The sequence below is a fragment of the Enterobacter cloacae complex sp. P40C2 genome (genome assembly GCF_014930695.1).
In the GTDB taxonomy this organism is placed as follows: Bacteria; Pseudomonadota; Gammaproteobacteria; order Enterobacterales; family Enterobacteriaceae; genus Enterobacter; species Enterobacter pasteurii.
The window spans coordinates 1-24,120 of the sequence record NZ_JADBRP010000012.1 but is presented as its reverse complement, the minus strand read 5'-3'; the positions used below and the strand labels follow the sequence as shown (position 1 = coordinate 24,120).

At 54.4% G+C, this 24,120-nt stretch carries 22 protein-coding genes; 17 read left to right on the top strand and 5 right to left on the bottom strand.

The features are described 5' to 3' along the window. Window positions 1-7: 7 nt before the first annotated feature. The 4 genes from mreD to csrD all read right to left on the bottom strand — a co-directional run bounded on the left by mreD (window position 8) and on the right by csrD (window position 4,841). Window positions 8-496 carry a rod shape-determining protein MreD gene (mreD, locus tag IM304_RS18515; RefSeq protein WP_003860402.1) on the bottom strand — a complete coding sequence of 163 codons (489 nt, stop codon included), beginning with the start codon at window positions 494-496 and terminating at the stop codon, window positions 8-10. Further along, window positions 496-1,512, bottom strand: coding sequence for a rod shape-determining protein MreC (gene mreC / locus IM304_RS18510; RefSeq protein WP_003860400.1), 1,017 nt, complete (start codon window positions 1,510-1,512; stop codon window positions 496-498). Before mreC ends, mreD begins: the two co-directional genes overlap by 1 nt. Before the next feature lie 62 nt (window positions 1,513-1,574). After that, window positions 1,575-2,618 (bottom strand): rod shape-determining protein MreB, encoded by a 1,044-nt coding sequence (gene mreB / locus IM304_RS18505; RefSeq protein WP_000913396.1) that lies wholly within the window; start codon window positions 2,616-2,618, stop codon window positions 1,575-1,577. Between the two features lie 282 nt (window positions 2,619-2,900). Beyond that, window positions 2,901-4,841 (bottom strand): RNase E specificity factor CsrD, encoded by a 1,941-nt coding sequence (gene csrD, locus IM304_RS18500; protein ID WP_148422325.1) that lies wholly within the window; start codon window positions 4,839-4,841, stop codon window positions 2,901-2,903. 184 nt (window positions 4,842-5,025) lie between these two features. Between csrD and IM304_RS18495 the strand changes: the two genes are divergently transcribed. The 14 genes from IM304_RS18495 to IM304_RS18430 all read left to right on the top strand — a co-directional run bounded on the left by IM304_RS18495 (window position 5,026) and on the right by IM304_RS18430 (window position 17,951). Next, the gene (locus IM304_RS18495; protein ID WP_193355860.1) at window positions 5,026-6,000 is read left to right on the top strand and encodes an MDR family oxidoreductase; all 975 of its coding nucleotides are present in this window, start codon (window positions 5,026-5,028) and stop codon (window positions 5,998-6,000) included. Between the two features lie 77 nt (window positions 6,001-6,077). Further along, window positions 6,078-7,079 carry a protein-methionine-sulfoxide reductase catalytic subunit MsrP gene (msrP, locus tag IM304_RS18490; protein ID WP_148422323.1) on the top strand — a complete coding sequence of 334 codons (1,002 nt, stop codon included), beginning with the start codon at window positions 6,078-6,080 and terminating at the stop codon, window positions 7,077-7,079. Then, window positions 7,080-7,679 (top strand): protein-methionine-sulfoxide reductase heme-binding subunit MsrQ, encoded by a 600-nt coding sequence (gene msrQ / locus IM304_RS18485; protein WP_193355859.1) that lies wholly within the window; start codon window positions 7,080-7,082, stop codon window positions 7,677-7,679. A 233-nt stretch (window positions 7,680-7,912) separates the two neighbouring features. Beyond that, window positions 7,913-8,365 (top strand): type II 3-dehydroquinate dehydratase, encoded by a 453-nt coding sequence (aroQ, locus tag IM304_RS18480; RefSeq protein ID WP_148422320.1) that lies wholly within the window; start codon window positions 7,913-7,915, stop codon window positions 8,363-8,365. A 21-nt stretch (window positions 8,366-8,386) separates the two neighbouring features. Then, on the top strand, window positions 8,387-8,848 hold the full coding sequence (accB, locus tag IM304_RS18475) for an acetyl-CoA carboxylase biotin carboxyl carrier protein (RefSeq protein ID WP_010436174.1): 462 nt from the start codon (window positions 8,387-8,389) through the stop codon (window positions 8,846-8,848). Between the two features lie 10 nt (window positions 8,849-8,858). Further along, entirely contained in the window at window positions 8,859-10,208 is a 1,350-nt protein-coding gene (gene accC, locus IM304_RS18470) for an acetyl-CoA carboxylase biotin carboxylase subunit (protein ID WP_003860388.1), read from the top strand. A 108-nt stretch (window positions 10,209-10,316) separates the two neighbouring features. Next, on the top strand, window positions 10,317-10,559 hold the full coding sequence (locus IM304_RS18465) for a YhdT family protein (RefSeq protein WP_022649569.1): 243 nt from the start codon (window positions 10,317-10,319) through the stop codon (window positions 10,557-10,559). Further along, window positions 10,549-12,000 (top strand): sodium/pantothenate symporter, encoded by a 1,452-nt coding sequence (gene panF, locus IM304_RS18460; RefSeq protein WP_193355886.1) that lies wholly within the window; start codon window positions 10,549-10,551, stop codon window positions 11,998-12,000. Before IM304_RS18465 ends, panF begins: the two co-directional genes overlap by 11 nt. An 11-nt stretch (window positions 12,001-12,011) precedes the next feature. Next, window positions 12,012-12,893, top strand: a complete 882-nt coding sequence (gene prmA, locus IM304_RS18455) for a 50S ribosomal protein L11 methyltransferase (protein WP_148422318.1) — start codon at window positions 12,012-12,014, stop codon at window positions 12,891-12,893. Window positions 12,894-13,029: 136 nt separating this feature from the next. Then, on the top strand, window positions 13,030-13,770 hold the full coding sequence (locus IM304_RS18450) for a carbonic anhydrase (protein ID WP_193355858.1): 741 nt from the start codon (window positions 13,030-13,032) through the stop codon (window positions 13,768-13,770). A gap of 329 nt (window positions 13,771-14,099) precedes the next feature. Then, window positions 14,100-15,065: a tRNA dihydrouridine synthase DusB gene (gene dusB, locus IM304_RS18445; protein ID WP_148422314.1), complete on the top strand. Its 966-nt coding sequence runs from the start codon at window positions 14,100-14,102 to the stop codon at window positions 15,063-15,065. Window positions 15,066-15,088: 23 nt separating this feature from the next. After that, a complete protein-coding gene (fis, locus tag IM304_RS18440; RefSeq protein ID WP_000462905.1) occupies window positions 15,089-15,385 on the top strand; it encodes a DNA-binding transcriptional regulator Fis in 297 nt (98 codons plus the stop codon). 177 nt (window positions 15,386-15,562) lie between these two features. After that, on the top strand, window positions 15,563-15,727 hold the full coding sequence (locus tag IM304_RS18435) for a DUF2556 family protein (RefSeq protein WP_176609355.1): 165 nt from the start codon (window positions 15,563-15,565) through the stop codon (window positions 15,725-15,727). A 139-nt stretch (window positions 15,728-15,866) separates the two neighbouring features. Continuing rightward, window positions 15,867-17,951 carry a bifunctional diguanylate cyclase/phosphodiesterase gene (locus IM304_RS18430; protein ID WP_193355857.1) on the top strand — a complete coding sequence of 695 codons (2,085 nt, stop codon included), beginning with the start codon at window positions 15,867-15,869 and terminating at the stop codon, window positions 17,949-17,951. On the opposite strand, the gene envR is transcribed toward IM304_RS18430, so the two are convergent. After that, a complete protein-coding gene (envR, locus tag IM304_RS18425; RefSeq protein ID WP_193355856.1) occupies window positions 17,946-18,593 on the bottom strand; it encodes an acrEF/envCD operon transcriptional regulator in 648 nt (215 codons plus the stop codon). The genes IM304_RS18430 and envR overlap by 6 nt on opposite strands. Before the next feature lie 395 nt (window positions 18,594-18,988). Here envR and IM304_RS18420 point away from each other — a divergent pair, with 395 nt between their 5' ends. From IM304_RS18420 to IM304_RS18410, 3 genes are all read left to right on the top strand, one after another. After that, window positions 18,989-20,125: an efflux RND transporter periplasmic adaptor subunit gene (locus IM304_RS18420; RefSeq protein WP_176609353.1), complete on the top strand. Its 1,137-nt coding sequence runs from the start codon at window positions 18,989-18,991 to the stop codon at window positions 20,123-20,125. An 11-nt stretch (window positions 20,126-20,136) separates the two neighbouring features. Then, window positions 20,137-23,250, top strand: coding sequence for an efflux RND transporter permease subunit (locus IM304_RS18415; RefSeq protein ID WP_176609352.1), 3,114 nt, complete (start codon window positions 20,137-20,139; stop codon window positions 23,248-23,250). Between the two features lie 246 nt (window positions 23,251-23,496). Next, window positions 23,497-23,718, top strand: coding sequence for a lipoprotein (locus IM304_RS18410; RefSeq protein WP_006178893.1), 222 nt, complete (start codon window positions 23,497-23,499; stop codon window positions 23,716-23,718). Window positions 23,719-24,120: the final 402 nt, after the last annotated feature.

Genomic DNA, 24,120 nt, shown 5'->3' with positions numbered 1-24,120 from the left:
AAACCTTTTATTGCACGGCAAACTGCTGGCGGATTTTACGCATCAGCAGGAACAGCCACGGCCAGAGCACACCGTTTACTACACTACTCCAGAACACTTCCGGTCGGAAAGAGACGTTGATCACTAAAAACTCTGCCCAGAAAACAACGATATCCGCAGCGAGCGACAACAACATCACCACCAGCGCCTGTTGCCAGAGCGCAAGGTTACGAAAGAGCTGGAATTTGAGTGCAACAAGATACGCGATAATGCTCATGGATAAGGCGCGCACGCCAAGCGTAGAGCCGCTGATCAGATCCAGTATGGCACCCATCACAAAACCTGTGCCGACATTTACGCGATGCGGCAGGGCAAGGATCCAGTAGAGCAAAATGAGCAATACCCAGTTTGGCCGGAAAACGAGGATGTCGTCCGGCCAGGGCATGATTTGCAGCAGCAGTGCAACGAGAAATGAGAGCCAGATTACCCAGCGCCCCTGGCTACGATAACTTGCCACTACTGCCCTCCACCCGAGACTTGCGGCGGTGGCGGCGCATCCGGCAGCGGCTGCGTTAAGCCTGTCGCCGGAGCCGGTACGGGCGCAGGTGGCCCCATCGCGTCAGGCGCAGGCAGCACCTGCGGCATCATCTGCATCAGGCGCTCGTTCGCCACGCGATGCACGTCTTCCGGCGTCATCGGGTTAGCGCCGTTTCGATCGGCACCCCACAGCAGCAGCAGGTAGCGCAGTCGCTGCAGTCCGGCCGTTGGACGCGCCTGAATAACGGTGTAGGCACGCTGAGTATCGAGCTTCACGGAAGAGACAACCGCAACCGGGTAACCTTCAGGGAAACGGCCGCCCAGCCCGGATGTCACCAGCACGTCGCCCACGCGGATGTCCGTGTTGGCGGGCAGATGTTCCAGCTGCAGATCGTCCGTACAGCCGTTACCGGCGGCAATCACGCGGATGTCGTTACGCAGCACCTGAATCGGCAGCGCATGGGTGGCATCACAAATCAGCAGCACGCGGCTGGTCAGTTTGGCTACCGCCACGACCTGGCCCACAACGCCTTTATCGCTGATAACGGGCTGACCTTCGTATACGCCGTTCACGCTGCCTTTATCAATCACCACCTGATCGCTGTACGGATCGTTAACGGTGGAGATCACCTGGGTGACCATTTTCTGTTCATCCTGGCGCAGCGGCGAGCCAAGCAGTTCACGCAGACGCGCGTTTTCCTGCTTATATTGCCCCAGCATCAGCAGTTCGCTGTTTTTCAGCAGCAGTTCCTGGCGTAAGGCACGGTTTTCGAGTTCGAGCTGGTCACGCGATGAGAGCGTTTGCGACACGGAGTCGAGCAGTTCACGGGGACCATTTGATATAAAGTAGAAAGGACTGACGGCGGTATCCATGTACGTTCGGATCTGGCTGAACGTACCGAGGCGGCTATCGGCAATAATGACCCCGAGCGCCACCAGAACCGCCAGGATCAGGCGAAACTGTAGCGACGGGCCACGGCTAAAAATTGGCTTCATAGGCTATGCGTATTCTCGCGTCAGAGAGAAAGGGTAGCAAATTGCTACCCTCTCACACCCGACTACTCTTCGCTAAACAAGTCGCCGCCGTGCATGTCGATCATTTCCAGCGCCTTGCCACCACCACGGGCGACGCAAGTCAGTGGATCTTCTGCAACTACGACAGGAATACCTGTCTCTTCCATTAACAGGCGGTCGAGGTTACGCAGCAGCGCACCACCACCAGTCAGAACCATACCGCGCTCGGAGATATCGGAGGCCAGTTCTGGCGGGCACTGTTCCAGCGCAACCATCACCGCACTCACGATGCCGGTCAGCGGCTCCTGCAGCGCTTCCAGGATTTCGTTGGAATTCAGGGTAAAGCCGCGTGGAACGCCTTCTGCCAGATTACGGCCGCGAACTTCGATCTCGCGCACTTCGTCACCCGGGTAAGCAGAACCGATTTCATGCTTGATACGCTCTGCGGTTGCTTCACCGATCAGAGAGCCGTAGTTACGGCGAACGTAATTGATGATGGCTTCGTCGAAACGGTCACCGCCGATACGCACGGAAGAGGAGTACACCACGCCGTTCAGGGAGATAACGGCCACCTCAGTGGTACCGCCACCGATATCCACCACCATAGAACCGGTTGCTTCAGAAACCGGCAGGCCCGCGCCAATTGCCGCCGCCATCGGTTCTTCAATCAGGAACACTTCACGTGCACCAGCGCCCTGCGCGGATTCACGGATTGCGCGGCGTTCTACCTGCGTTGCGCCAACGGGCACACACACCAGCACTCGCGGGCTTGGGCGCATGAAGCTATTGCTGTGAACCTGCTTGATGAAGTGCTGAAGCATTTTTTCAGTCACGAAGAAGTCAGCAATAACACCGTCTTTCATTGGGCGGATCGCGGCGATGTTGCCCGGAGTACGGCCCAGCATCTGCTTCGCATCATGACCGACTGCGGCCACGCTTTTTGGCGAGCCGGCACGATCCTGACGAATGGCCACAACGGAAGGCTCATTCAATACGATGCCTTGTCCTTTAACATAAATAAGGGTATTCGCGGTACCCAGGTCAATGGACAGGTCATTGGAAAACATGCCACGAAATTTTTTCAACATACTAAGGGATAATCCTGAAAGCTGGGGCGGAAAACAAAATCCGCTTACTTTACCAACCACACGCAGCAGCGACAAGGCGCAAAAATCGTCTGCTACGGTGAAAATTAGTGCAGCACGTTTCCTTTGTTACAAATTCATCCCCTGAATCCCTCAGGGCTGAGTAAACAGCAGCGTCCCTCACTTTCACTTGTAACCCACTAAAGGTCGTTCACTGGCTTTTATGCTCGTCGTACTCAAAGCTACAGGCGCGATATTCTACGTGAAAACAAAGTAAACGGCAGGTCAAACAGAGTATCTTTGCAAATATTTTTTCACGTTGGTGTCAAGCGGCTGAGAGGCGGCAAAAAAATCCCCCTGACCGCCCGCCACGCCGCGCTCTTTCAACATCTGCCATTCACTGCGTGAACGTACGCCTGTGGCAAATACCTGCGTTTGCGTTCCTTTGCACGCTTCCACCAGGCTCTGTACCAGCAGCTGGTTTTCCGTGCGTTTTTCAATCGTTCTGACCAGACCAGGATGCAGCTTCAATAATTCAACATCCAGCTCCTTGATCCAGCTGGTGCTCACCAGCGTCAGACCCGCCTGCGTGACCGCCACGCGAGCCCCCAGCGCATTGATTAATCGCACCACCGGGCGCAACCGGCTGATGTGTTGACCAACATCTGCCTCTGCAAGTTCAAAAATAATGCGTTTACGCTGCGATTTTTCGCACTGCATTAACGTATCGCGCAGCCAGCGCTGGAAACGCGGGCGAATCAGCGACTCGACGGTCACCTGTAAAGCCAGATTTTCCTCAGGCCAGTACGATAAAAACGGGATGAGGCGGGAGATTTGCTGACGGTCATACTCTTCAGATAAGCCAAATTGCAGCACCATCGGCAGATACTCAGCGGAAATAACCTCCTCCGCCCCATCAAAAATACGGCACATCAGCTCGCGGTGATGAACGTGACCATTTCTCATGACCGCCGGTTTCTGGTAAATGCGCGGTCCACCGCGGCTCAGCATTTGCTCGATCAGCGTTCGCCAGCGCACGTTACCGCGCCCTTTTTCCGGCAGCGTATCGTCATAGACCGCCCAGCCGTTCGCCCCCTGCAATACGGCGTTACGCGTGGCCGCTTCCGCATGCTCCATGACCTGCTCCGTCGACTGGCCGCCGCGCCATGCGCAGATGCCCATATGCACCATGTCGTCTCGGTCGAGCATTTTGCTCTGCGGCAGCGCATCGACGGCCTTCAGAAGCTGGCTGGCGATACTTTCAGACTCTTTTAACGTGCGGTGAGGCAGTAAGACGGCGAAATCGCTGCGGTGATAGCGTGCCAGTAACGCCCCGGGGTAGCGCATGATAAAGGTCGACAGCAGGTTAATCAGCGTGAAGAGATTCTCCTCCGCCACGCGCTGTCCCCACGTATCGCGCAGGAGGTCGAAATCGGGCAGGCGAATCATCATCACCACGCCATGCGTGCCCACCTTTTCAGGGTCATCAAGAAGCGTAGCCAGCTGATTATCAAAGAAGAGACGGTTGTTGAGGCCCGTTTTGTTATCCTGCGCGGCGTAGGAGCGGATCAGCGTGTCCATACGGCTACGCTGATCGCTGGCAAACTGGATTTCTGAGAGCAGCACGTCCAGCGCGCTGCTGGTACGTGACGGCCATTCATATACCGACCCCCGCACCTGCGGACCGCGTTCACCATTGAGTATCCGAACGGAGCGTGTCTCCAGCAGTTCCTGACCGGAAAGCTGGCGACGCTGCCAGCGAACGGCGAGGAAAATCAGCAGTACGATAAAGGCAACGGCGATGGTTAGCGGTGCGGTGGTCATGAGCGAGCGCAGATAGTTGCTCATCGGATCCTGATAGGTCATATGAATCGACATTCCAGGATGCTTGAGGGAGTGCACCGTTACGTCCCGATACTGATCTACCGTGCCGGCTGGCCGATAGCTGCCCTGCCGGGTATGGCTAAATACGGTCTGCTTCCCCTGCTTAATGTCGATTTTGACGATATCTACCGGCACCATTAACTCATCCAGCTCGCGCGAAAGCGCCGGGAAGGACGTCGTAATGAGGCGGGTATCAATAACCGATGCTACCGATTCAACCCGGTTTACCAGCTTGTCCTGAATGGCGTTATAAAAACTCAGAGAGCAGCCAATTAGCGTGACAAATATGGTCAGCCCTGTCAGCAAGGTGATAAAAGCTGAGAACTTCGTCGTTAATCGCATCCTTGAGATTACTCCGTGGGTTGAAAGGGGTAGCAAGTGAGCGCTAACTTGCATTTCAAATGCGGCATACTACCAAACCTGAGGTATCTGGCAATTTATTGCGTTAAATCGGCACTGAGTTTCATTGAGCGAGTATAGTCTTCGGAACATATTTTCCCATTACTAAACCTGGTGAGGACCCCCTATGCAGGCTTTGATCTTAGAACAGCAGGACGGCAAAACCGTTGCCTCGGTACAAGCTATCGAGGAGAGCCGCCTGCCGGAAGGCGACGTGACCGTTGATATCGACTGGTCCAGCCTGAACTATAAGGACGCGCTGGCCATCACGGGAAAAGGTAAAATCATCCGAAATTTCCCGATGGTGCCGGGCATCGATTTTGCGGGCCGCGTGCACGCGAGTGAAGATCCACGTTTTCATGCCGGGCAGGAGGTATTGCTCACCGGCTGGGGCGTGGGCGAAAACCACTGGGGCGGGCTGGCGGCACGGGCTCGCGTGAAGGGCGACTGGCTGGTACCCATGCCGAAAGGTATGGACGGCCGCAAAGCGATGATCGTCGGCACGGCTGGCTTTACCGCCATGCTCTGCGTGATGGCGCTGGAAGAGGCGGGTATCCGCCCTGAATCCGGCGAAATTGTTGTGACCGGCGCCAGCGGCGGCGTGGGCAGCACGGCCGTCACGCTTCTTCACAAGCTGGGATATCAGGTCGCCGCCGTCTCTGGCCGCGAAAGCACCCACGACTATCTGCGCCAGCTGGGCGCAAGCCGCATCCTCGGCCGCAACGAGTTTGCCGAAACGCGCCCGCTGGAAAAGCAGGTTTGGGCGGGAGCGGTTGATACCGTCGGTGACAAAGTCCTGGCGAAGGTGCTGGCACAGATGAACTATGGCGGCTGCGTGGCAGCCTGTGGGCTGGCGGGCGGCTTTGCTCTGCCGACAACGGTAATGCCATTTATCCTGCGTAACGTGCGTCTTCAGGGCGTCGATTCGGTTATGACCCCAGCCGAGCGGCGTGCGGAAGCCTGGGAGCGTCTGGCGCAGGATCTGCCGGCCTCGTTCTACGATCGGAGCGCCACCGAGATTACCCTGAGCCAGGCGCCGGAGTTCGCGAATAAAATCATGGACAACCAGTTCCACGGCCGCGCGCTGGTCAAAATTGCCTAATCTTCAAATTTTCGTGACATATTCGCGCTAAACCGCCTCCTCCGTCATGCTTAGAAAAACGCCTGACGGAGGATGCCATGAAAACCCGAAAACTGACGGAAGCCGACGTAACGTCTGAATCTGTCTTTATGCTACAGCGCCGCCAGATCCTGAAAATGCTTGGCATCAGCGCTACCGCCCTGACGCTTACGCCTGCGGCCCACGCCGACCTGCTCGACTGGTTTAAGGGCAACGATCGTCCGAAAGCGCCCTCCGGCGCACCGCTCGACTTCACCAAACCCGCCCGGTGGCAAAATAAGCTGACGCTGACGCCGGAAGATAAGGTCACCGGCTATAACAACTTTTATGAATTTGGCCTCGATAAGGCCGATCCGGCCGCCAACGCGGGCAGCATGAAAACCGATCCGTGGACCCTCAAAATTGACGGCGAGGTGGCAAAGCCGCTGACCCTCGACCATCACGACCTCACCACACGCTTTCCCCTCGAAGAACGCATTTACCGTATGCGCTGCGTGGAGGCCTGGTCAATGGTGGTGCCCTGGGTCGGCTTCCCTTTGCATAAACTGCTGGCGCTGGTTGAGCCCACCAGCAATGCGAAATATGTCTCCTTCCAGACGCGCTACGCCCCGGACGAGATGCCGGGCCAGAAGGATCGGTTTATCGGCGGCGGGCTGGAATATCCCTATGTGGAAGGGCTACGTCTCGACGAAGCCATGCATCCGCTAACGCTGTTAACCGTAGGGGTTTACGGTAAAGCCCTGCCGCCGCAAAACGGGGCCCCCATTCGCTTAACCGTACCGTGGAAATACGGTTTCAAAGGCATTAAGTCGATCGTCAGCATCAAGCTCACCCGCGAACGCCCGCCAACCACGTGGAACCTGGCGGCGCCCAACGAGTACGGTTTTTTTGCCAACGTTAATCCGCACGTTGACCATCCGCGCTGGTCGCAGGCGACGGAGCGTTTTATCGGTTCCGGCGGCGCGCTGGACGTTAAGCGCCAGCCAACCCTGCTGTTTAACGGCTATGCGGATGACGTCGCGTCGCTTTACCGTGGGCTGAATTTACGGGAGAACTTCTAGGTGCGTTTGACTGCAAAACAGATAACCTGGCTGAAAGTGCTCCTGCACCTGGCGGGGTTGCTGCCCTTTCTCTGGCTCTTTTGGGCAGCCAGTCAGGGGCAGTTCAGTGCCGATCCGGCAAAAGATATCCAGCATTTTACGGGTCGGATGGCTCTGAAATTTTTGCTGGCATCCTTGCTCGTCTCGCCGCTGGCGCGTTACGCTAAACAGCCATTATTGATACGCACTCGCCGGTTACTGGGGCTATGGTGTTTTGCCTGGGCGACGCTGCACCTTACCAGCTATGCGCTGCTGGAACTGGGCATTAATAATCTGGCACTGTTAGGCAGCGAGCTGATTACGCGCCCGTATCTGACGCTGGGCGTTGTCAGCTGGCTGGTTTTACTGGCGCTGGCGCTGACCTCAACGCAATATGCGCAGCGAAAGCTGGGCAGGCGCTGGCAGCTTTTGCATAATTTCGTCTATCTTGTCGCGATCCTCGCCCCCATTCATTACCTGTGGTCGGTGAAGATTTTATCACCTCAACCGGTCATCTACGCCCTGCTGTCCCTGGCCCTTTTAGCGTGGCGTTACAAGAAGTTCCGCCAGTGGCTGCGATAGTTCGCGAAACTGTGCGTTTTCCCGCAGATTATTTATCAACCGCGAATCTTTTTCGGATAGCGGTTGATAATCTTCCCTGATAAGACCAGTATTTAGCTGCCAAATGCTACGAAATCGTTATAATGTGCGACTTTGGTTTTCCTGAATGAATTTTAGGAAAGTCATCAGGTGACTTTCGCGTTTCGAAGGTATATTTTGGTTTTTACCCGAGAATCGCAGGAGATAGCGACACAATGGCGGAGAAATTCCGAATCTTAGTTTTGAACGGACCGAACCTGAACATGCTCGGCACCCGTGAGCCAGAGAAGTATGGCACGCTAACATTAGGCGAAATTGTTAACCGTCTGGATACGGAAGCAGGATCGCTGAATGTGGATTTGGACCATTTTCAGTCAAATGCGGAGTACGCAATCATCGACCGTATTCATCAGGCTAAAGACACTGTGGACTATATCCTGATCAATCCGGCCGCGTTTACGCACACCAGTGTAGCTATTCGCGACGCACTGCTCGCGGTGAGTATCCCGTTTATCGAGATCCACCTGAGTAACGTGCACGCCCGAGAGCCGTTCCGCCACCATTCTTACCTGTCGGATATCGCCGCTGGCGTTATCTGTGGGCTGGGTGCAGACGGCTATTCATACGCTTTACAGACAGCGGTAAAACGCTTGTCACAATCACACTAAACAAGAGTACGGAACCCACTCATGGATATTCGTAAGATTAAAAAACTGATCGAGCTGGTTGAAGAATCAGGCATCTCCGAACTGGAAATTTCTGAAGGCGAAGAGTCTGTACGCATCAGTCGTGCAGCCCCAGCCGCTAGCTTCCCGGTAATGCAGCAAGCCTATGCTGCGCCAGTGCAACAGCCTGCGCTCTCCGCAGCCGTCGCACCAGCAGCAGAAGCGGCACCTGCGGCTGCAGCAGAAATCAGTGGTCACATCGTACGTTCCCCAATGGTTGGTACTTTCTACCGCACCCCGAGCCCGGACGCGAAAGCGTTCATCGAAGTGGGTCAGAAAGTCAACGTAGGCGATACCCTGTGCATCGTTGAAGCCATGAAAATGATGAACCAGATCGAAGCAGACAAATCAGGTACTGTGAAAGCGATCCTGGTCGAAAGTGGTCAGCCGGTAGAATTTGACGAGCCGCTGGTCGTCATCGAGTAACGAGGCGAACATGCTGGATAAAATTGTTATCGCCAACCGTGGCGAGATTGCACTGCGTATTCTTCGTGCCTGTAAAGAACTGGGCATCAAGACCGTGGCCGTGCACTCAAGCGCGGATCGCGATTTAAAACACGTATTGCTGGCGGATGAGACGGTCTGTATTGGCCCGGCTCCGTCCGTAAAAAGCTATCTGAACATCCCGGCGATCATCAGCGCCGCCGAAATTACTGGCGCGGTCGCGATTCACCCGGGTTATGGTTTCCTCTCAGAGAACGCTAACTTTGCCGAGCAGGTTGAACGTTCTGGCTTTATCTTCATCGGCCCGAAAGCCGACACTATTCGCCTGATGGGTGACAAAGTGTCTGCAATCACCGCAATGAAAAAAGCCGGTGTTCCAACCGTACCAGGTTCTGACGGCCCTCTGACCGACGATATGGATGCTAACCGTGCCCATGCTAAACGCATTGGCTATCCGGTGATCATCAAAGCGTCCGGCGGCGGCGGCGGTCGCGGTATGCGCGTAGTGCGCAGCGATGCTGAACTGGCGCAGTCCATCTCCATGACCAAAGCGGAAGCGAAAGCGGCTTTCAGCAATGACATGGTGTACATGGAAAAATACCTGGAAAACCCACGCCACATCGAAATTCAGGTGCTGGCTGACGGTCAGGGTAACGCGATCTATCTGGCAGAACGTGACTGCTCCATGCAGCGCCGTCACCAGAAAGTCGTCGAAGAAGCGCCAGCGCCGGGCATTACCCCGGAACTGCGTCGCTACATCGGCGAGCGTTGCGCCAAAGCGTGTGTTGATATCGGCTATCGCGGGGCGGGTACCTTTGAGTTCCTGTTCGAAAACGGTGAGTTCTACTTCATTGAGATGAACACCCGTATTCAGGTTGAACACCCGGTTACCGAAATGATCACCGGCGTTGACCTGATCAAAGAACAGCTGCGTATCGCGGCCGGCCAGCCTCTGTCCATCAAACAGGAAGAAGTTGTGGTGAAAGGCCATGCGGTTGAATGCCGTATCAACGCCGAAGATCCGAATACCTTCCTGCCAAGCCCGGGTAAAATCACGCGTTTCCACGCGCCGGGTGGCTTTGGCGTGCGCTGGGAGTCCCATATCTACGCCGGTTACACCGTACCGCCGTACTATGACTCAATGATCGGTAAGCTTATCTGCTACGGCGAAAACCGTGACGTGGCAATCGCCCGCATGAAAAACGCCCTGCAGGAGCTGATCATCGACGGTATTAAAACCAACGTCGATCTTCAGATGCGCATTATGAGCGACGAGCACTTCCAGAATGGTGGGACTAACATCCACTACCTGGAGAAAAAACTGGGTCTGAACGAGAAGTAAGAGACCTGTGTTGCTAAAAGGCCGGATAATCCGGCCTTTTTTATTTCTGGGGATCGCCAGGCCCCATCATGTACAATCCCCGCTTTCTTCATCCACAAGGGACAAAAAATGGACAAACGTTTTGTTCAGGCCCATAAAGAAGCGCGCTGGGCGCTGTGGCTGACCCTTCTCTATCTTGCTGCATGGTTAGTAACTGCTTACTTACCTGATTCCGCTATCGGCATAACCGGCCTCCCGCACTGGTTCGAAATGGCCTGCCTGCTGCTGCCGCTGGTGTTTATCGTGCTGTGCTGGGCGATGGTGAAATTCATCTATCGCGATATTTCACTGGAGGACGATGATGCAGCTTGAAGTCATTCTGCCCCTTATCACTTACCTGTTCCTGGTGTTTGGCCTGTCGGTTTATGCGATGCGTAAACGCTCGACCGGCACCTTCCTGAACGAGTATTTTCTCGGCAGCCGCTCGATGGGTGGCGTGGTGCTGGCCATGACGCTAACCGCCACCTACATCAGCGCCAGCTCGTTTATCGGTGGCCCCGGAGCCGCCTATAAGTACGGTCTGGGCTGGGTACTGCTGGCAATGATCCAGCTTCCCGCCATCTGGCTCTCTCTTGGCATACTGGGTAAAAAGTTTGCCATTCTGGCGCGCCGCTACAATGCCGTGACGCTGAACGATATGCTGTTTGCCCGCTATCAGAGCCGCTTGCTGGTATGGCTGGCAAGCCTGAGCCTGCTGGTGGCTTTTATTGGGGCAATGACGGTGCAGTTTATCGGCGGCGCGCGTCTGCTGGAGACGGCGGCCGGGATCCCCTACGAGACGGGCCTGATTATCTTCGGCGTCAGCATCGCGTTGTATACCGCGTTTGGCGGGTTCCGCGCCAGCGTTCTGAACGACACTATGCAGGGAATGGTCATGCTCATTGGCACCATCGTTCTGCTGGTGGGCATCGTTCATGCCGCAGGTGGCCTGAGCCATGCGGTTGAAACCCTGGAAGCGATCGACCCGAAACTGGTCTCGCCGCAGGGGGCGGATGATATCCTCTCCCCAACCTTTATGACCTCGTTCTGGGTGCTGGTGTGCTTTGGGGTTATTGGCCTGCCGCACACCGCCGTGCGCTGCATCTCTTATAAAGACAGCAAAGCCGTGCACCGGGGGATTATTATCGGAACGATTGTGGTGGCGATCCTGATGTTTGGCATGCACCTGGCGGGCGCGCTGGGGCGAGCGGTGATCCCTGACCTTACCGTACCGGATCTGGTCATTCCGACGCTGATGGTGAAAGTGCTTCCGCCGTTTGCCGCCGGGATTTTCCTGGCCGCGCCGATGGCCGCTATTATGTCGACAATCAACGCTCAGCTGCTGCAAAGTTCCGCTACGATCATTAAAGATCTCTATCTTAACCTGCGCCCTGAGCAGGTCGAGAATGAGCGACGTCTGAAGCGGATGTCGGCCGTCATTACGCTGGCGCTCGGGGCGCTGCTGCTGCTCGCCGCGTGGCGTCCACCGGAGATGATCATCTGGCTGAACCTGCTCGCCTTTGGCGGGCTGGAAGCCGTATTCCTGTGGCCGCTGGTGCTGGGCCTGTACTGGGAGCGAGCGAATGCCGCGGGCGCGTTGAGCGGCATGATCGTCGGGGGCGTTCTGTATGCCGTTCTCGCCACGCTTAACGTGCAGTACCTGGGCTTCCATCCCATTGTGCCTTCGTTACTGTTAAGTTTACTGGCGTTTGTGGTGGGAAACCGTTTCGGTCGCCCGCTTCCGCAAACTGTCCTGATTTCTACTGATAAATAAAGAGTTTTGCCATGCCGTGGATCCAATTAAAACTGAACACAACCGGCGCCAACGCCGAAGAACTGAGTGATGCGCTGATGGAGGCCGGTTCGGTCTCTATCACCTTCCAGGACACGCATGACACGCCGGTCTTTGAGCCGCTGCCGGGTGAAACACGCCTGTGGGGCGATACCGACGTTATCGGCCTGTTTGATGCAGAAACCGACATGAAAGAGGTGGTGGCGATACTGGAAAACCATCCGCTGCTGGGCGCAGGCTTCGCGCATAAAATCGAACAGCTCGAAGACAAAGACTGGGAGCGCGAGTGGATGGATAACTTCCATCCGATGCAGTTTGGCAAGCGCCTGTGGATCTGCCCAAGCTGGCGCGACGTTCCCGATGAAAACGCAGTCAACGTGATGCTGGATCCGGGTCTGGCGTTCGGAACCGGTACTCACCCGACCACGTCCCTGTGCCTGCAATGGCTGGATGGCCTGGATCTGGAAGGCAAAACCGTGATCGACTTCGGTTGCGGATCCGGGATCCTCGCTATCGCGGCGCTGAAGCTGGGAGCCGCAAAAGCCATCGGGATCGACATCGATCCGCAGGCCATTCAGGCCAGCCGCGATAACGCCGAACGTAACGGCGTTTCCGATCGCCTTGAGCTGTACCTCCCCGACGCGCAGCCAGAAGCCATGAAAGCCGATGTGGTGGTCGCCAACATCCTTGCTGGCCCGCTACGCGAGCTGGCGCCGTTAATCAGCGTACTGCCGGTTGAGGGCGGCCTGCTGGGGCTTTCCGGTATCCTTGCCAGCCAGGCAGAAAGCGTCTGCGAAGCCTACGCGGATCGCTTTACCCTCGACCCGGTGGTCGAGAAAGAAGAGTGGTGCCGCATTACCGGTCGTAAAAAATAAGCGTCTGGCGTGGTCCTCTGACCACGCCTTTCCCCTACGATTTTTCTCCCGCCCTCGTCTCTTCCCCGATAAAATACCCCTACAAATCATGGCGGAATCCATCGATTTGAATAATAAAATTCACAGGAAGAATACGATGAAACACATTGCAGGCAAGGCAGCGCTGCTGGCGCTGAGCATGATCCCGGCTTCGGCTTACGCATCACACTGGAGCTATCAGGGGGAAGCCGCACCGGAGCACTGGGGCGAGCTGGACGAGGCGTACAGAACGTGTAAAAGCGGAATGTACCAGTCGCCCATAAACATCGATACCACCACAAAAGGCCACATTGCTCCGCTGGAAACGCGCTACATCGACGGCCCAATCACCCTGACGAACAACGGCCATACTATCCAGGCAAGTGAAAAGGCGGACACGCGGGATAGCATCACGCTTGATAAGCAGACCTGGACGTTACAGCAGTTTCATTTCCACGCGCCATCCGAAAACACGGTGCACGGAAAAAAATACGCAATGGAAATGCATCTGGTGCACAAAAATGCCAACGGCGAACTGGCGGTCGTTGCCGTTATGTTCGATCGGGGTGCCGCAAATCCCGAGCTGGATAAGCTCTGGGGCGTGATGCCGGGACAGGCTGACCAGAATGTCACGATTAAGCCACACCTTGATATGAATAAATTACTCCCTGCGGATAAAACCTACTGGCGCTTCAGCGGCTCTCTGACCACGCCACCCTGCTCAGAAGGGGTTACGTGGCTGGTGCTCAAACACCCGCTGACCGTTTCAGCCGAACAGCTGCAAAAATTCACCCATACCCTGCATCATGAAAACAGCCGACCGGTGCAGCCGCTTCATGGCCGGGTGGTTGTTGAATAAGTCGATTTTTCGCCCTGATATCCTGTGCTGAAATGCGACGTAGATCGCAAAGAAGCACCATAATCTGCTGCATATAGCAGCAGATTATCCCGGACAAGAGGTTCATTTATTCAGAAATGATGAGAAGTTACGGGAAATTGTAAGCGCCTATAAAATATTCATTTATTCATAACACAATGATTTAAATAGCGAATAATCCTATCCGAAAAGTTTGACTGGCGATTCCTTGATCTACAACAGAGGATTGTTCAAAGTTTGGCCTTTCATCTCGTGCAAAAAATGCGTAATATACGCCGCCTTGCAGTCACAGTATGGTCATTTCTTAACTCATGCGCATCGGACACCACCAGCTCAGAAATCGCCTGATTGCAGCCCCAATGGCAGGTATTACCGACCGGCCGTTCAGGACGCTGTGTTACGAGATGGGAGCAGGTCTGACCGTTTCCGAGATGATGTCGTCTAACCCGCAGGTTTGGGAAAGCGATAAGTCCCGCCTTCGGATGGTGCACGTTGATGAGCCAGGTATCCGCACCGTGCAAATTGCCGGAAGCGTGCCTGAAGAGATGGCAGATGCCGCGCGTATTAACGTGGAAAGTGGCGCCCAGATTATTGATATCAATATGGGTTGCCCGGCCAAAAAGGTGAATCGCAAGCTTGCAGGTTCAGCCCTTCTGCAATACCCCGATCAGGTGAAGTCAATCCTGACGGCGGTTGTCAGCGCAGTGGACGTTCCTGTTACGTTGAAGATTCGCACGGGTTGGTCGCCGGAACACCGTAACTGTGTAGAGATTGCCCAACTGGCCGAAGACTGTGGCATTCAGGCCCTGACCATTCATGGACGCACTCGCGCCTGTTTGTTCAACGGAGAAGCTGAATACGACAGCATTCGGGCAGTTAAGCAGAAAGTTTCCATTCCGATTATCGCGAATGGCGACATTACTGACCCGCTTAAAGCCAGAGCTGTGCTCGACTATACGGGAGCTGATGCTCTGATGATAGGACGTGCCGCTCAGGGAAGACCCTGGATCTTTCGGGAAATCCAGCATTATCTGGACACTGGGGAGCTGCTTGCCCCGCTGCCTCTGGCAGAGGTAAAGCGCTTGCTTTGTTCGCATGTTCGGGAACTGCACGACCACTACGGTCAGGCAAAAGGGTACCGAATTGCGCGTAAACACGTATCCTGGTATCTCCAGGAGCACGCTCCAGATGACCAGTTTCGGCGCACATTCAACGCCATTGAGGATGCCAGCGAACAGCTGGAGGCGTTGGAGGCATACTTCGAAAATCTTGCGTAATGAAATAAAGAGCTGACAGAACTATGTTCGAACAACGCGTAAATTCTGACGTACTGACCGTTTCTACCGTTAACTCTCAGGATCAGGTAACTCAAAAGCCCCTGCGTGACTCGGTTAAACAGGCACTGAAGAACTATTTTGCTCAACTGAACGGTCAGGATGTTAATGACCTGTATGAGCTGGTACTGGCTGAAGTTGAACAGCCACTGTTGGACATGGTGATGCAATACACCCGTGGTAATCAAACCCGCGCTGCCCTGATGATGGGCATCAACCGTGGTACCCTGCGTAAGAAACTGAAAAAATACGGCATGAACTAATTTCGATTAGCTAACTGCTTGTTTAAAAAGGCGCTACTCGGCATGGGGAAGCGCCTTTTTTATCGCCCGGATCCGTAAGCGTCAACGCTTTGTAAACCTTCTCTTTCCCCACTTTTCAACGTCCGCTTTTCGTGTATATTTCCACCACCTGAAAGCTCTCTTTTCCCGGAATGACGCATGATTCGTAAATACTGGTGGCTGGTCGTTTTTGCTGTCTCTGTTTTCATTTTCGATGCGCTGCTCATGCAGTGGATTGAGTTGATGAGCACCGAAACCGATAAATGTCGCAATATGAACTCCGTGAATCCGCTCAAACTGGTGAACTGCTCAGAGCTGGAATAATTTCTCTACCGGGATAGAAACCTGTTTACACCCAATAAAAACAGTGGTTTAAATCACTTTTCGTCATTTCCTGACGATGATAATGTCTGTGCCCTTTCCGACCGCTCATGCTTAACGTCCCTCAGCGAGTGAACAGACCATGCTGGTTAGCCAATACAACCAAATCCTTGTAGCCATCTCCTTTGTGGTCGCCATACTTGCTGCCTATACCGCCCTGAATATGGCGGCGCGCGTCGCCGGAAGCCGGGGAATGGCTGCACGCGTCTGGCTGGCGGGTGGCGGTGTTTCGATGGGTATTGGCGTGTGGGCAATGCACTTCATCGGCATGCTGGCGATGGACCTGTCCATGAGCATGAGCTACAGCGTCGCCCTGACCGTGTTCTCAATGGTTATCGCCATCTGCTCGTCAATGTTCGCCCTGTGGCTCGTCAGCTGCGAGCAGCTGCGTTTACGTCGGCTGCTTCCCGGCGCAGCCGTGATGGGAACGGGTATTGTCGCTATGCACTACACCGGCATGGCGGCACTGAACGTTACGCCGGATATTATCTGGGATAAAACATGGGTAGCCATATCCGTGGTTATTGCCCTGGCGGCGTCACTGGCCGCACTGTGGCTGACGTTCCGTTTACGGCATGAAGCCGCGCGAATGGCATTGATGCGGCTGGGGGCGGCAATCGCCATGGGGATCGCCATCGCCGGTATGCATTATGCCGGCATGAAGGCCGCACAATTTCCGATGTCAACGGTGGTTCACCATCACGGCATTAACGGTAGCTGGCTGGCGGTACTGGTGAGCGTGGTCGCGCTCGCGATTCTGGGGATCGCTTTACTGGTGTCGATGTTCGATGCCCGCCTTCAGGCTCGTACTTCGCTGCTGGCCTCTTCACTGGCAGAAGCTAACCGTGAACTCGCGCAGCTGGCGTTACATGACACGCTGACGCGCTTGCCCAATCGAGTCCTGCTGGAGGATCGGCTCGATCAGGCCATCAGCAAGGCCGATCGTGAGGGAAACCATTTCGCGCTGATGTTTATGGATCTGGATGGCTTTAAAAACGTTAACGATGCCTACGGTCATGACGTCGGCGACAAGCTTCTGGTCGCGGTGACGCAGCGTCTGCTTTTGCAGCTAAAGGGCCAGTACACGCTGGCGCGTATTGGCGGGGATGAATTCGTTCTGCTGGCCGAAACCAGCAGCCCGGACGATGCGGCCTCGCTGGCCAATTCGCTGGTGCGCGTCATCGACAGCCCGTTCCATCTCGATCCTTACGAACTGATGGTCACGCTGAGCATTGGCATCGTGCTTTATCCGCACGATGGCAAAACCGATCGTGAACTGATGTTTAACGCCGATGCTGCGATGTATCACACGAAGCATATGGGCCGCAACGGCTATCACTTTTTCCAGCCGTCGATGAATACGCTGGCGCAGACGCATCTTCAGCTGATGAATGACCTGTGGCAGGCCATCGCCCGTAACGAGTTGCGTCTGCTCTATCAGCCAAAATTCCACGCTCCTGCCGGGCCGGTTCTCGGATTTGAAGCCTTGTTACGCTGGCAGCACCCAAAACAGGGCTTACTGTCTCCCGACCTGTTTCTGCCGTTGGCGGAAAAAACCGGGCTAATTATTCCGATGGGCAACTGGGTTATCGACGAGGCCTGCCGCCAGCTGCGTGAATGGCATCTTCAGGGTCATACGGACTGGTCAATGGCGGTGAATCTTTCAACGCTGCAGTTCGAACAGCCGTCGCTGGTGAAAACGGTCCTCGACTGTCTGGCGCGCCATAAGGTTCCGCCCGACATGCTCATTCTGGAAGTGACCGAGACCACCGCGATGAGCAATCCGGACGAAAGCGTTCGCCTCCTGACGGCGCTGACGGATGCCGGCGTCAAAGCGTCGATAGATGATTTTGGAACGGGCTACTCAAGCCTTCTCTATCTTAAGCGTCTCCCCGCCTGTGAGCTGAAAATCGACCGCGCTTTCGTCAAAGAGTTAAGTGGAGAGAGCGAAGATGCGACGATTGTCTCGGCGATTGTCGCCCTGGCAAAAACGCTTAACCTGAAGGTTGTAGCGGAAGGGGTTGAAACCGAGGCGCAGCAGCAATTTCTGACACAGCTGGGGTGTAATACGCTTCAGGGTTATCTGCTGGGTAAACCGATTACCGCGCAAGCCATTGAGGAACAGTGCCGGCATGGCGACATGTCGCCACCCCGGATGCCGTCATGAGGCTGTATCGTAACGCATCGGCGGCACCCGCGTAATATGCAGCGTCGCCAGAATATGATCCACCAGCGCCGGCGCCTGTTTGTACAGATTAAAACTGTTGCTGTTCATTAACCAGTTTTTGATTATCCCACTAAAAAAGCCGTGAAAAACAATCAGCGTGAGATCGATATTTATCTCTGAGGAGATTGCGTTCCCCGCAATGCATTGCTCCAGCCTCGTACGAAGAAAATCGTCGTTTATCCCAATGCGCCTGCGTATTTCATATTCTGAAATCATATCGCCATGAAATTCACACTTATGATACAGGATTTGTAAAAGAGCGCACTGTCGAGGCTCCCGCGCAATATATTGTAGCGTAACGATGAACTGTTCACGCAGCTTTAACAGCGGATCGTCCCCTTCCGACAGTAACAGCCTGTCGCGAATAACCTCGCGCAGCGGTAACTGTTGCTCCCAGATTGCGTTAAATATTTCTGATTTACTGGAAAAATGCCAGTAAACCGCCCCACGAGTCAGGCGCGCAGCATCGGCAATGTCCGTCAGCGTAGTGTTAGCCACGCCGCGCGCCGCAAACAGCCCGATAGCGGCTTCAATCAGCTGTTGACGGGTCTTTTGAGCCTCTTCTTTCTTTTTACGCGCCATACTCTGCTACTCATTACTCATGCGGTTAATACATCATCAAACCAAAATAAATGGACCGTATAAGCTAAAGTATTCACCATCGTCCGTATCGAGTTTGCACAAAAAAGGTCAGTCTCTTTAATTTATAATTCTGGCAAATGAATTGAACGCATTAAATTCATAAGGCATATAAATGTAGCCAGCAAAAATAATTTTGACGGCTATCCTGGCAGAAATATAGCGTTGAATGCACGCAAACAGATGCCGCGCGTACTTTTCGATGCCTTTCTCAGCACGTATAAATTAAAAAACATTAATTACCCTCATTATTATACGCCACTACATTTTATTTTTGCCTCACGCCCTTTTACCGATTCACGGCCAGTATCGGCTTAAGGGTGGTTTAAGGAACAGTAATGACGAATTATTTCAGCCGCTTACCCTTATCCGGTTTAATTGTCTGCGCCGCGCTGCTCGCCGGGTGCGATGGACAAGAAAATCCACAGCAGCATCGCCAGGCTCCTCAGGTCAGTGTTCATATTGTTAAAAGCGCGCCACTGGCGGTAACCACCGAATTGCCGGGCAGAACGGACGCGTTTCGCGTTGCGGAGGTTCGTCCTCAGGTTAGTGGTATCATTCTGCACCGTAATTTTACCGAAGGCAGCGATGTCAAAGCGGGTGAATCCCTTTATCAAATCGATCCTGCTACCTATCAGGCAGCCTATGACAGCGCAAAAGGTGAGCTGGTAAAAGCGCAGGCGGCGGCAAACATTGCCCATCTGACGGTAAAACGCTACGTCCCGCTGGTCGGTACGCAGTACGTGAGCAAGCAGGAATACGATCGGGCGGTAGCAACCGCCCGGCAGGCGGATGCGAGCGTCGTTGCCGCAAAGGCTGGCGTTGAAAGCGCGCGGATCAACCTTGCCTATACGAAAGTCTCCTCGCCAATCAACGGACGTATTGGCAAATCCAGCGTCACCGAAGGGGCGCTGGTTACTAACGGCCAGTCAACGGCGCTGGCAACGGTTCAGCAGCTCGATCCCATTTATGTCGATGTGACGCAATCCAGCAGCGATTTTATGCGTCTGAAGCAGACAAGCCTGCAAAAGGGGGACGCCAGCAGCGTCGAGTTGCTGATGGAAAACGGCCAGCCTTATCCGCTGAAAGGAACCCTACAGTTCTCGGATGTCACGGTAGATGAAAGCACCGGCTCCATTACCCTTCGCGCCATCTTTCCGAACCCGCAGCATATGCTGTTACCGGGTATGTTTGTCCGTGCGCGCATTGATGAAGGTACGCAGCCGAACGCCATTCTTGTTCCGCAGCAGGGCGTAACCCGTACACCGCGCGGAGATGCAACCGTCCTTGTGGTAAACGATAAAAACCAGGTGGAGTCTCGCACTGTTGTTGCACCGCAGGCCATTGGCGATCGCTGGCTGGTGACGGAGGGGCTGAAAAACGGCGACCGCGTCATTACCAGCGGCCTGCAAAAAGTTCGCCCGGGCGTCACCGTTGTGGCTATTCCTGATACCGCCGCCACACCGGCCAGTTAAGGGATAACGACATGGCTACTTTCTTTATTCAACGGCCTGTTTTCGCCTGGGTACTCGCCATCATTCTGATGATTGCGGGCGGGCTGGCCATCTTACAGCTGCCTGTCGCGCAATATCCCACTATTGCCCCCCCGGCAGTTGCCGTGACGGCCACCTATCCTGGCGCTGATGCCCAGACGGTTCAGGACACCGTGACGCAGGTTATCGAACAGAACATGAACGGCATCGATAATCTGATGTACATGTCATCTACCAGCGACTCTGCCGGTAACGTCACCATTACTCTGACATTCGAATCGGGTACGGATCCTGATATTGCGCAGGTGCAGGTTCAGAACAAGCTTCAGCTCGCCATGCCGCTTCTGCCGCAAGAAGTGCAGCAACAGGGGATCGGCGTGGAAAAATCCAGCAGCAGCTTCCTGCTGGTGGCTGGTTTCGTTTCGGATAATAAAAGCCTCACTCAGGACGATATCTCCGACTATGTTGCCTCTAACGTAAAAGATGCAATTAGCCGTACTTCCGGGGTTGGCGACGTGCAGCTTTTCGGTGCGCAGTATGCAATGCGCATCTGGCTGGACAGCAACGCGATGAATAAATACCAGCTGACGCCGCTGGATATCATTAACCAGCTGAAAACGCAGAACGATCAGATTGCTGCGGGCCAGCTGGGGGGAACGCCGTCTGTACCTGGACAGCAACTCAACGCCTCAATTATTGCTCAAACGCGCCTGAAATCGCCGGAAGAGTTTGGCCGGGTCACGCTGAAGGTGAACCAGGACGGCTCAATGGTCCACCTGAAAGATGTGGCCCGCATCGAGCTGGGTGGCGAAAACTACAACATGGTCACCAAAATTAACGGTCAGGCCGCAACGGGACTGGGGATCAAGCTGGCAACGGGTGCAAACGCGCTGGATACCGCTGCCGCCATCAAGAGCAAACTGGCGCAATTACAGCCTTTCTTCCCTCAGGGTCTGAAGGTTGTCTATCCATACGACACTACTCCCTTCGTGAAGATTTCAATTCATGAAGTGGTGAAGACGCTGTTTGAAGCGATCGTTCTCGTGTTCCTGGTGATGTACCTGTTCCTGCAAAATCTGCGGGCGACCCTGATTCCGACAATTGCCGTGCCGGTGGTGTTACTTGGCACTTTTGCGGTACTGGCTGCGTTCGGCTTCTCCATTAACACGCTGACGATGTTCGGGATGGTACTGGCGATAGGCCTGCTGGTCGATGATGCCATCGTAGTGGTCGAGAACGTTGAGCGCGTCATGGTTGAAGACGGGCTGCCGCCAAAAGAGGCGACGCAGAAGTCGATGGAGCAGATCCAGGGCGCTCTGGTGGGCATAGCCATGGTGCTTTCGGCGGTGTTTATACCGATGGCGTTTTTTGGTGGTTCAACCGGGGCTATCTATCGCCAGTTTTCACTCACTATCGTCTCCGCAATGGCTTTGTCGGTACTGGTGGCATTGATTTTAACCCCTGCCCTTTGTGCAACGCTGCTCAAACCCATATCCAGCGAGCATCATGAAAAGAAAGGTGGGTTCTTCGGCTGGTTTAACGCGCTTTTTGATAAGAGCGTGGAGCACTACAGCAACAGCGTGAGCGGCATATTACGTAAAACCGGGCGCTATCTGCTGGTGTACGTCATCATAGTCGGCGGCATGGCGGTACTGTTCCTGCGCTTACCTACCTCCTTCCTGCCGGAAGAGGATCAGGGGGTGTTTATGACGATGGTTCAGTTACCGGCAGGTGCGACGCAGATGCGTACCCAGCAGGTGCTCGACCAGGTTCAGGACTACTATCTGACGAAAGAGAAAGCGAACGTCGAATCGGTCTTTACCGTAAACGGGTTTAGCTTCAGCGGTCAGGGCCAGAACTCCGGTATCGCGTTTGTCAGTCTGAAGCCGTGGGAAGAACGTCCGGGCCATGAAAACGGCGTTGGAGCCATCGTCAGCCGCGCGACGAAAGCGTTTAGCCAGATTAAAGATGGCCTTGTATTTCCGTTTAACCTGCCCGCTATTATTGAACTGGGCACCGCAACTGGCTTCGATTTCGAACTGATCGATCAGGCAAACCTGGGGCATACACAGCTAACGCAGGCGCGTAACCAGCTGCTTGGCCTGGTGAGGGAACATCCTGAATTACTGGTCCGCGTTCGCCCTAACGGCCTGGAAGATACGCCACAGTTCAAGCTGGATGTCGACCAGGAGAAGGCACAGGCGCTGGGGGTGAGCGTGTCTGACGTCAATCAGACGATTTCAACCGCGCTGGGTGGCACCTATGTAAACGACTTTATCGATCACGGACGTGTGAAAAAAGTCTACGTTCAGGCTGATGCACCCTTCCGCATGTTGCCTGGAGACATTAACGGCCTGTATGTGCGTAGCGCTAACGGCGAAATGGTGCCGTTCTCCGCCTTCAGCAGCTCTCACTGGATTTACGGTTCACCGCGTCTGGAGCGCTACAACGGTATGCCATCTATGGAGATCCTCGGTGAGTCAGCGCCAGGTAAAAGTACCGGTGAGGCGATGGCAATGATGGAAAGCCTCGCGTCGAAATTGCCTGCGGGCATCGGCTACGACTGGACGGGGATGTCATACCAGGAACGTCTCTCCGGTAATCAGGCTCCGGCACTGTACGCCATTTCACTGATTGTGGTGTTCCTGTGTCTGGCAGCGCTCTATGAAAGCTGGTCAATTCCATTCTCGGTTATGCTGGTTGTGCCCCTGGGGGTAATTGGTGCGCTTCTGGCGGCCTCCATGCGCGGCCTTAACAATGACGTTTACTTCCAGGTTGGGCTGCTCACGACAATTGGCTTATCCGCCAAGAACGCCATTTTGATCGTGGAGTTCGCCAAAGATCTGATGGATAAAGAGGGTAAAGGGATTATTGAAGCTACTCTGGAAGCCTCGCGGATGCGTCTGCGGCCTATCCTGATGACTTCTCTCGCATTTATCCTTGGCGTTATGCCGCTGGTAATCAGTAGTGGTGCAGGTAGCGGTGCACAAAATGCCGTCGGGACGGGCGTTATGGGAGGAATGTTGTCAGCAACGTTGCTGGCTATATTCTTCGTTCCTGTTTTCTTTGTAGTAGTCCGAAGACGGTTTACAAAGCACAGGGATTAAGAAGTGATAAAGGCACCTCGGGTGCCTTTTTTATTCCATTGTTTTCTGGAAATAAAAAAACCGCCTCTCCACATTTCCTCCATTAATAATGTCCATCCTTCTTTTTTCTCCATGATTTTTACAATTCACACAAATTGAGATTATTCCCCGTGCTGCACGGGATTGTTGCGGTGGTAAAATATCAACCAGTTCGTTAATTGCCGCATCGGCTTTATAGCGAATAAGCGATTATTTTGAGGTAACATCATGAAAAGATTCATTTCCGTTGCACTTCTCGCTGCGCTACTTGCTGGATGCGCGCACGACTCTCCATGTGTACCGGTATACGACGATCAGGGCCGACTGGTTCACACCAATACCTGTATGAAGGGCACCACCCAGGATAACTGGGAAACCGCAGGTGCGATTGCCGGAGGCGCCGCTGCAATAGCAGGTCTGACGCTGGGTATTGTCGCTTTGACCAAATAAATCAGCCTTTAAAAGCGCGGCACCGTCCGCGCTTTTATTTTTTCTGATGTATTCGTTTTCTGTATTTCGTCAGGGCTTTTCTGATATCAACGCTATTCTTTAGCCTATATTATTTTCCGCCACTTCCCTTATTCTCACGCCTGGATATTCAGTTCACCGGGCGCTGACGTGCAGCATTTTATCTCTGCAATACAGGCTGATTAAAAGGCTTTAATACACCCGCACAGTATTAACATTGCGGGTAAATAGAGGAAGAAGAGGTTGATTAACGGAAGCTATAACGCAAAAAGGCCATCCTTTCGGATGGCCTTTCTACTTGTTTGATGTCTGGCAGTTCCCTACTCTCACATGGGGAGACCCCACACTACCATCGGCGCTACGGCGTTTCACTTCTGAGTTCGG

Coding starts and splice junctions, on each gene's coding strand:
- mreB (WP_000913396.1), bottom strand. CDS start 2,618: ATGTTGAAAAAATTTCGTGGCATGTTTTCCAATGACCTGTCCATTGAC.
- msrP (WP_148422323.1), top strand. CDS start 6,078: ATGAAAACCCGAAAACTGACGGAAGCCGACGTAACGTCTGAATCTGTC.
- IM304_RS18450 (WP_193355858.1), top strand. CDS start 13,030: ATGAAACACATTGCAGGCAAGGCAGCGCTGCTGGCGCTGAGCATGATC.
- envR (WP_193355856.1), bottom strand. CDS start 18,593: ATGGCGCGTAAAAAGAAAGAAGAGGCTCAAAAGACCCGTCAACAGCTG.
- fis (WP_000462905.1), top strand. CDS start 15,089: ATGTTCGAACAACGCGTAAATTCTGACGTACTGACCGTTTCTACCGTT.
- accB (WP_010436174.1), top strand. CDS start 8,387: ATGGATATTCGTAAGATTAAAAAACTGATCGAGCTGGTTGAAGAATCA.
- csrD (WP_148422325.1), bottom strand. CDS start 4,841: ATGCGATTAACGACGAAGTTCTCAGCTTTTATCACCTTGCTGACAGGG.
- IM304_RS18420 (WP_176609353.1), top strand. CDS start 18,989: ATGACGAATTATTTCAGCCGCTTACCCTTATCCGGTTTAATTGTCTGC.
- mreC (WP_003860400.1), bottom strand. CDS start 1,512: ATGAAGCCAATTTTTAGCCGTGGCCCGTCGCTACAGTTTCGCCTGATC.
- accC (WP_003860388.1), top strand. CDS start 8,859: ATGCTGGATAAAATTGTTATCGCCAACCGTGGCGAGATTGCACTGCGT.
- dusB (WP_148422314.1), top strand. CDS start 14,100: ATGCGCATCGGACACCACCAGCTCAGAAATCGCCTGATTGCAGCCCCA.
- IM304_RS18415 (WP_176609352.1), top strand. CDS start 20,137: ATGGCTACTTTCTTTATTCAACGGCCTGTTTTCGCCTGGGTACTCGCC.
- IM304_RS18435 (WP_176609355.1), top strand. CDS start 15,563: ATGATTCGTAAATACTGGTGGCTGGTCGTTTTTGCTGTCTCTGTTTTC.
- IM304_RS18495 (WP_193355860.1), top strand. CDS start 5,026: ATGCAGGCTTTGATCTTAGAACAGCAGGACGGCAAAACCGTTGCCTCG.
- prmA (WP_148422318.1), top strand. CDS start 12,012: ATGCCGTGGATCCAATTAAAACTGAACACAACCGGCGCCAACGCCGAA.
- IM304_RS18410 (WP_006178893.1), top strand. CDS start 23,497: ATGAAAAGATTCATTTCCGTTGCACTTCTCGCTGCGCTACTTGCTGGA.
- aroQ (WP_148422320.1), top strand. CDS start 7,913: ATGGCGGAGAAATTCCGAATCTTAGTTTTGAACGGACCGAACCTGAAC.
- IM304_RS18465 (WP_022649569.1), top strand. CDS start 10,317: ATGGACAAACGTTTTGTTCAGGCCCATAAAGAAGCGCGCTGGGCGCTG.
- IM304_RS18430 (WP_193355857.1), top strand. CDS start 15,867: ATGCTGGTTAGCCAATACAACCAAATCCTTGTAGCCATCTCCTTTGTG.
- panF (WP_193355886.1), top strand. CDS start 10,549: ATGCAGCTTGAAGTCATTCTGCCCCTTATCACTTACCTGTTCCTGGTG.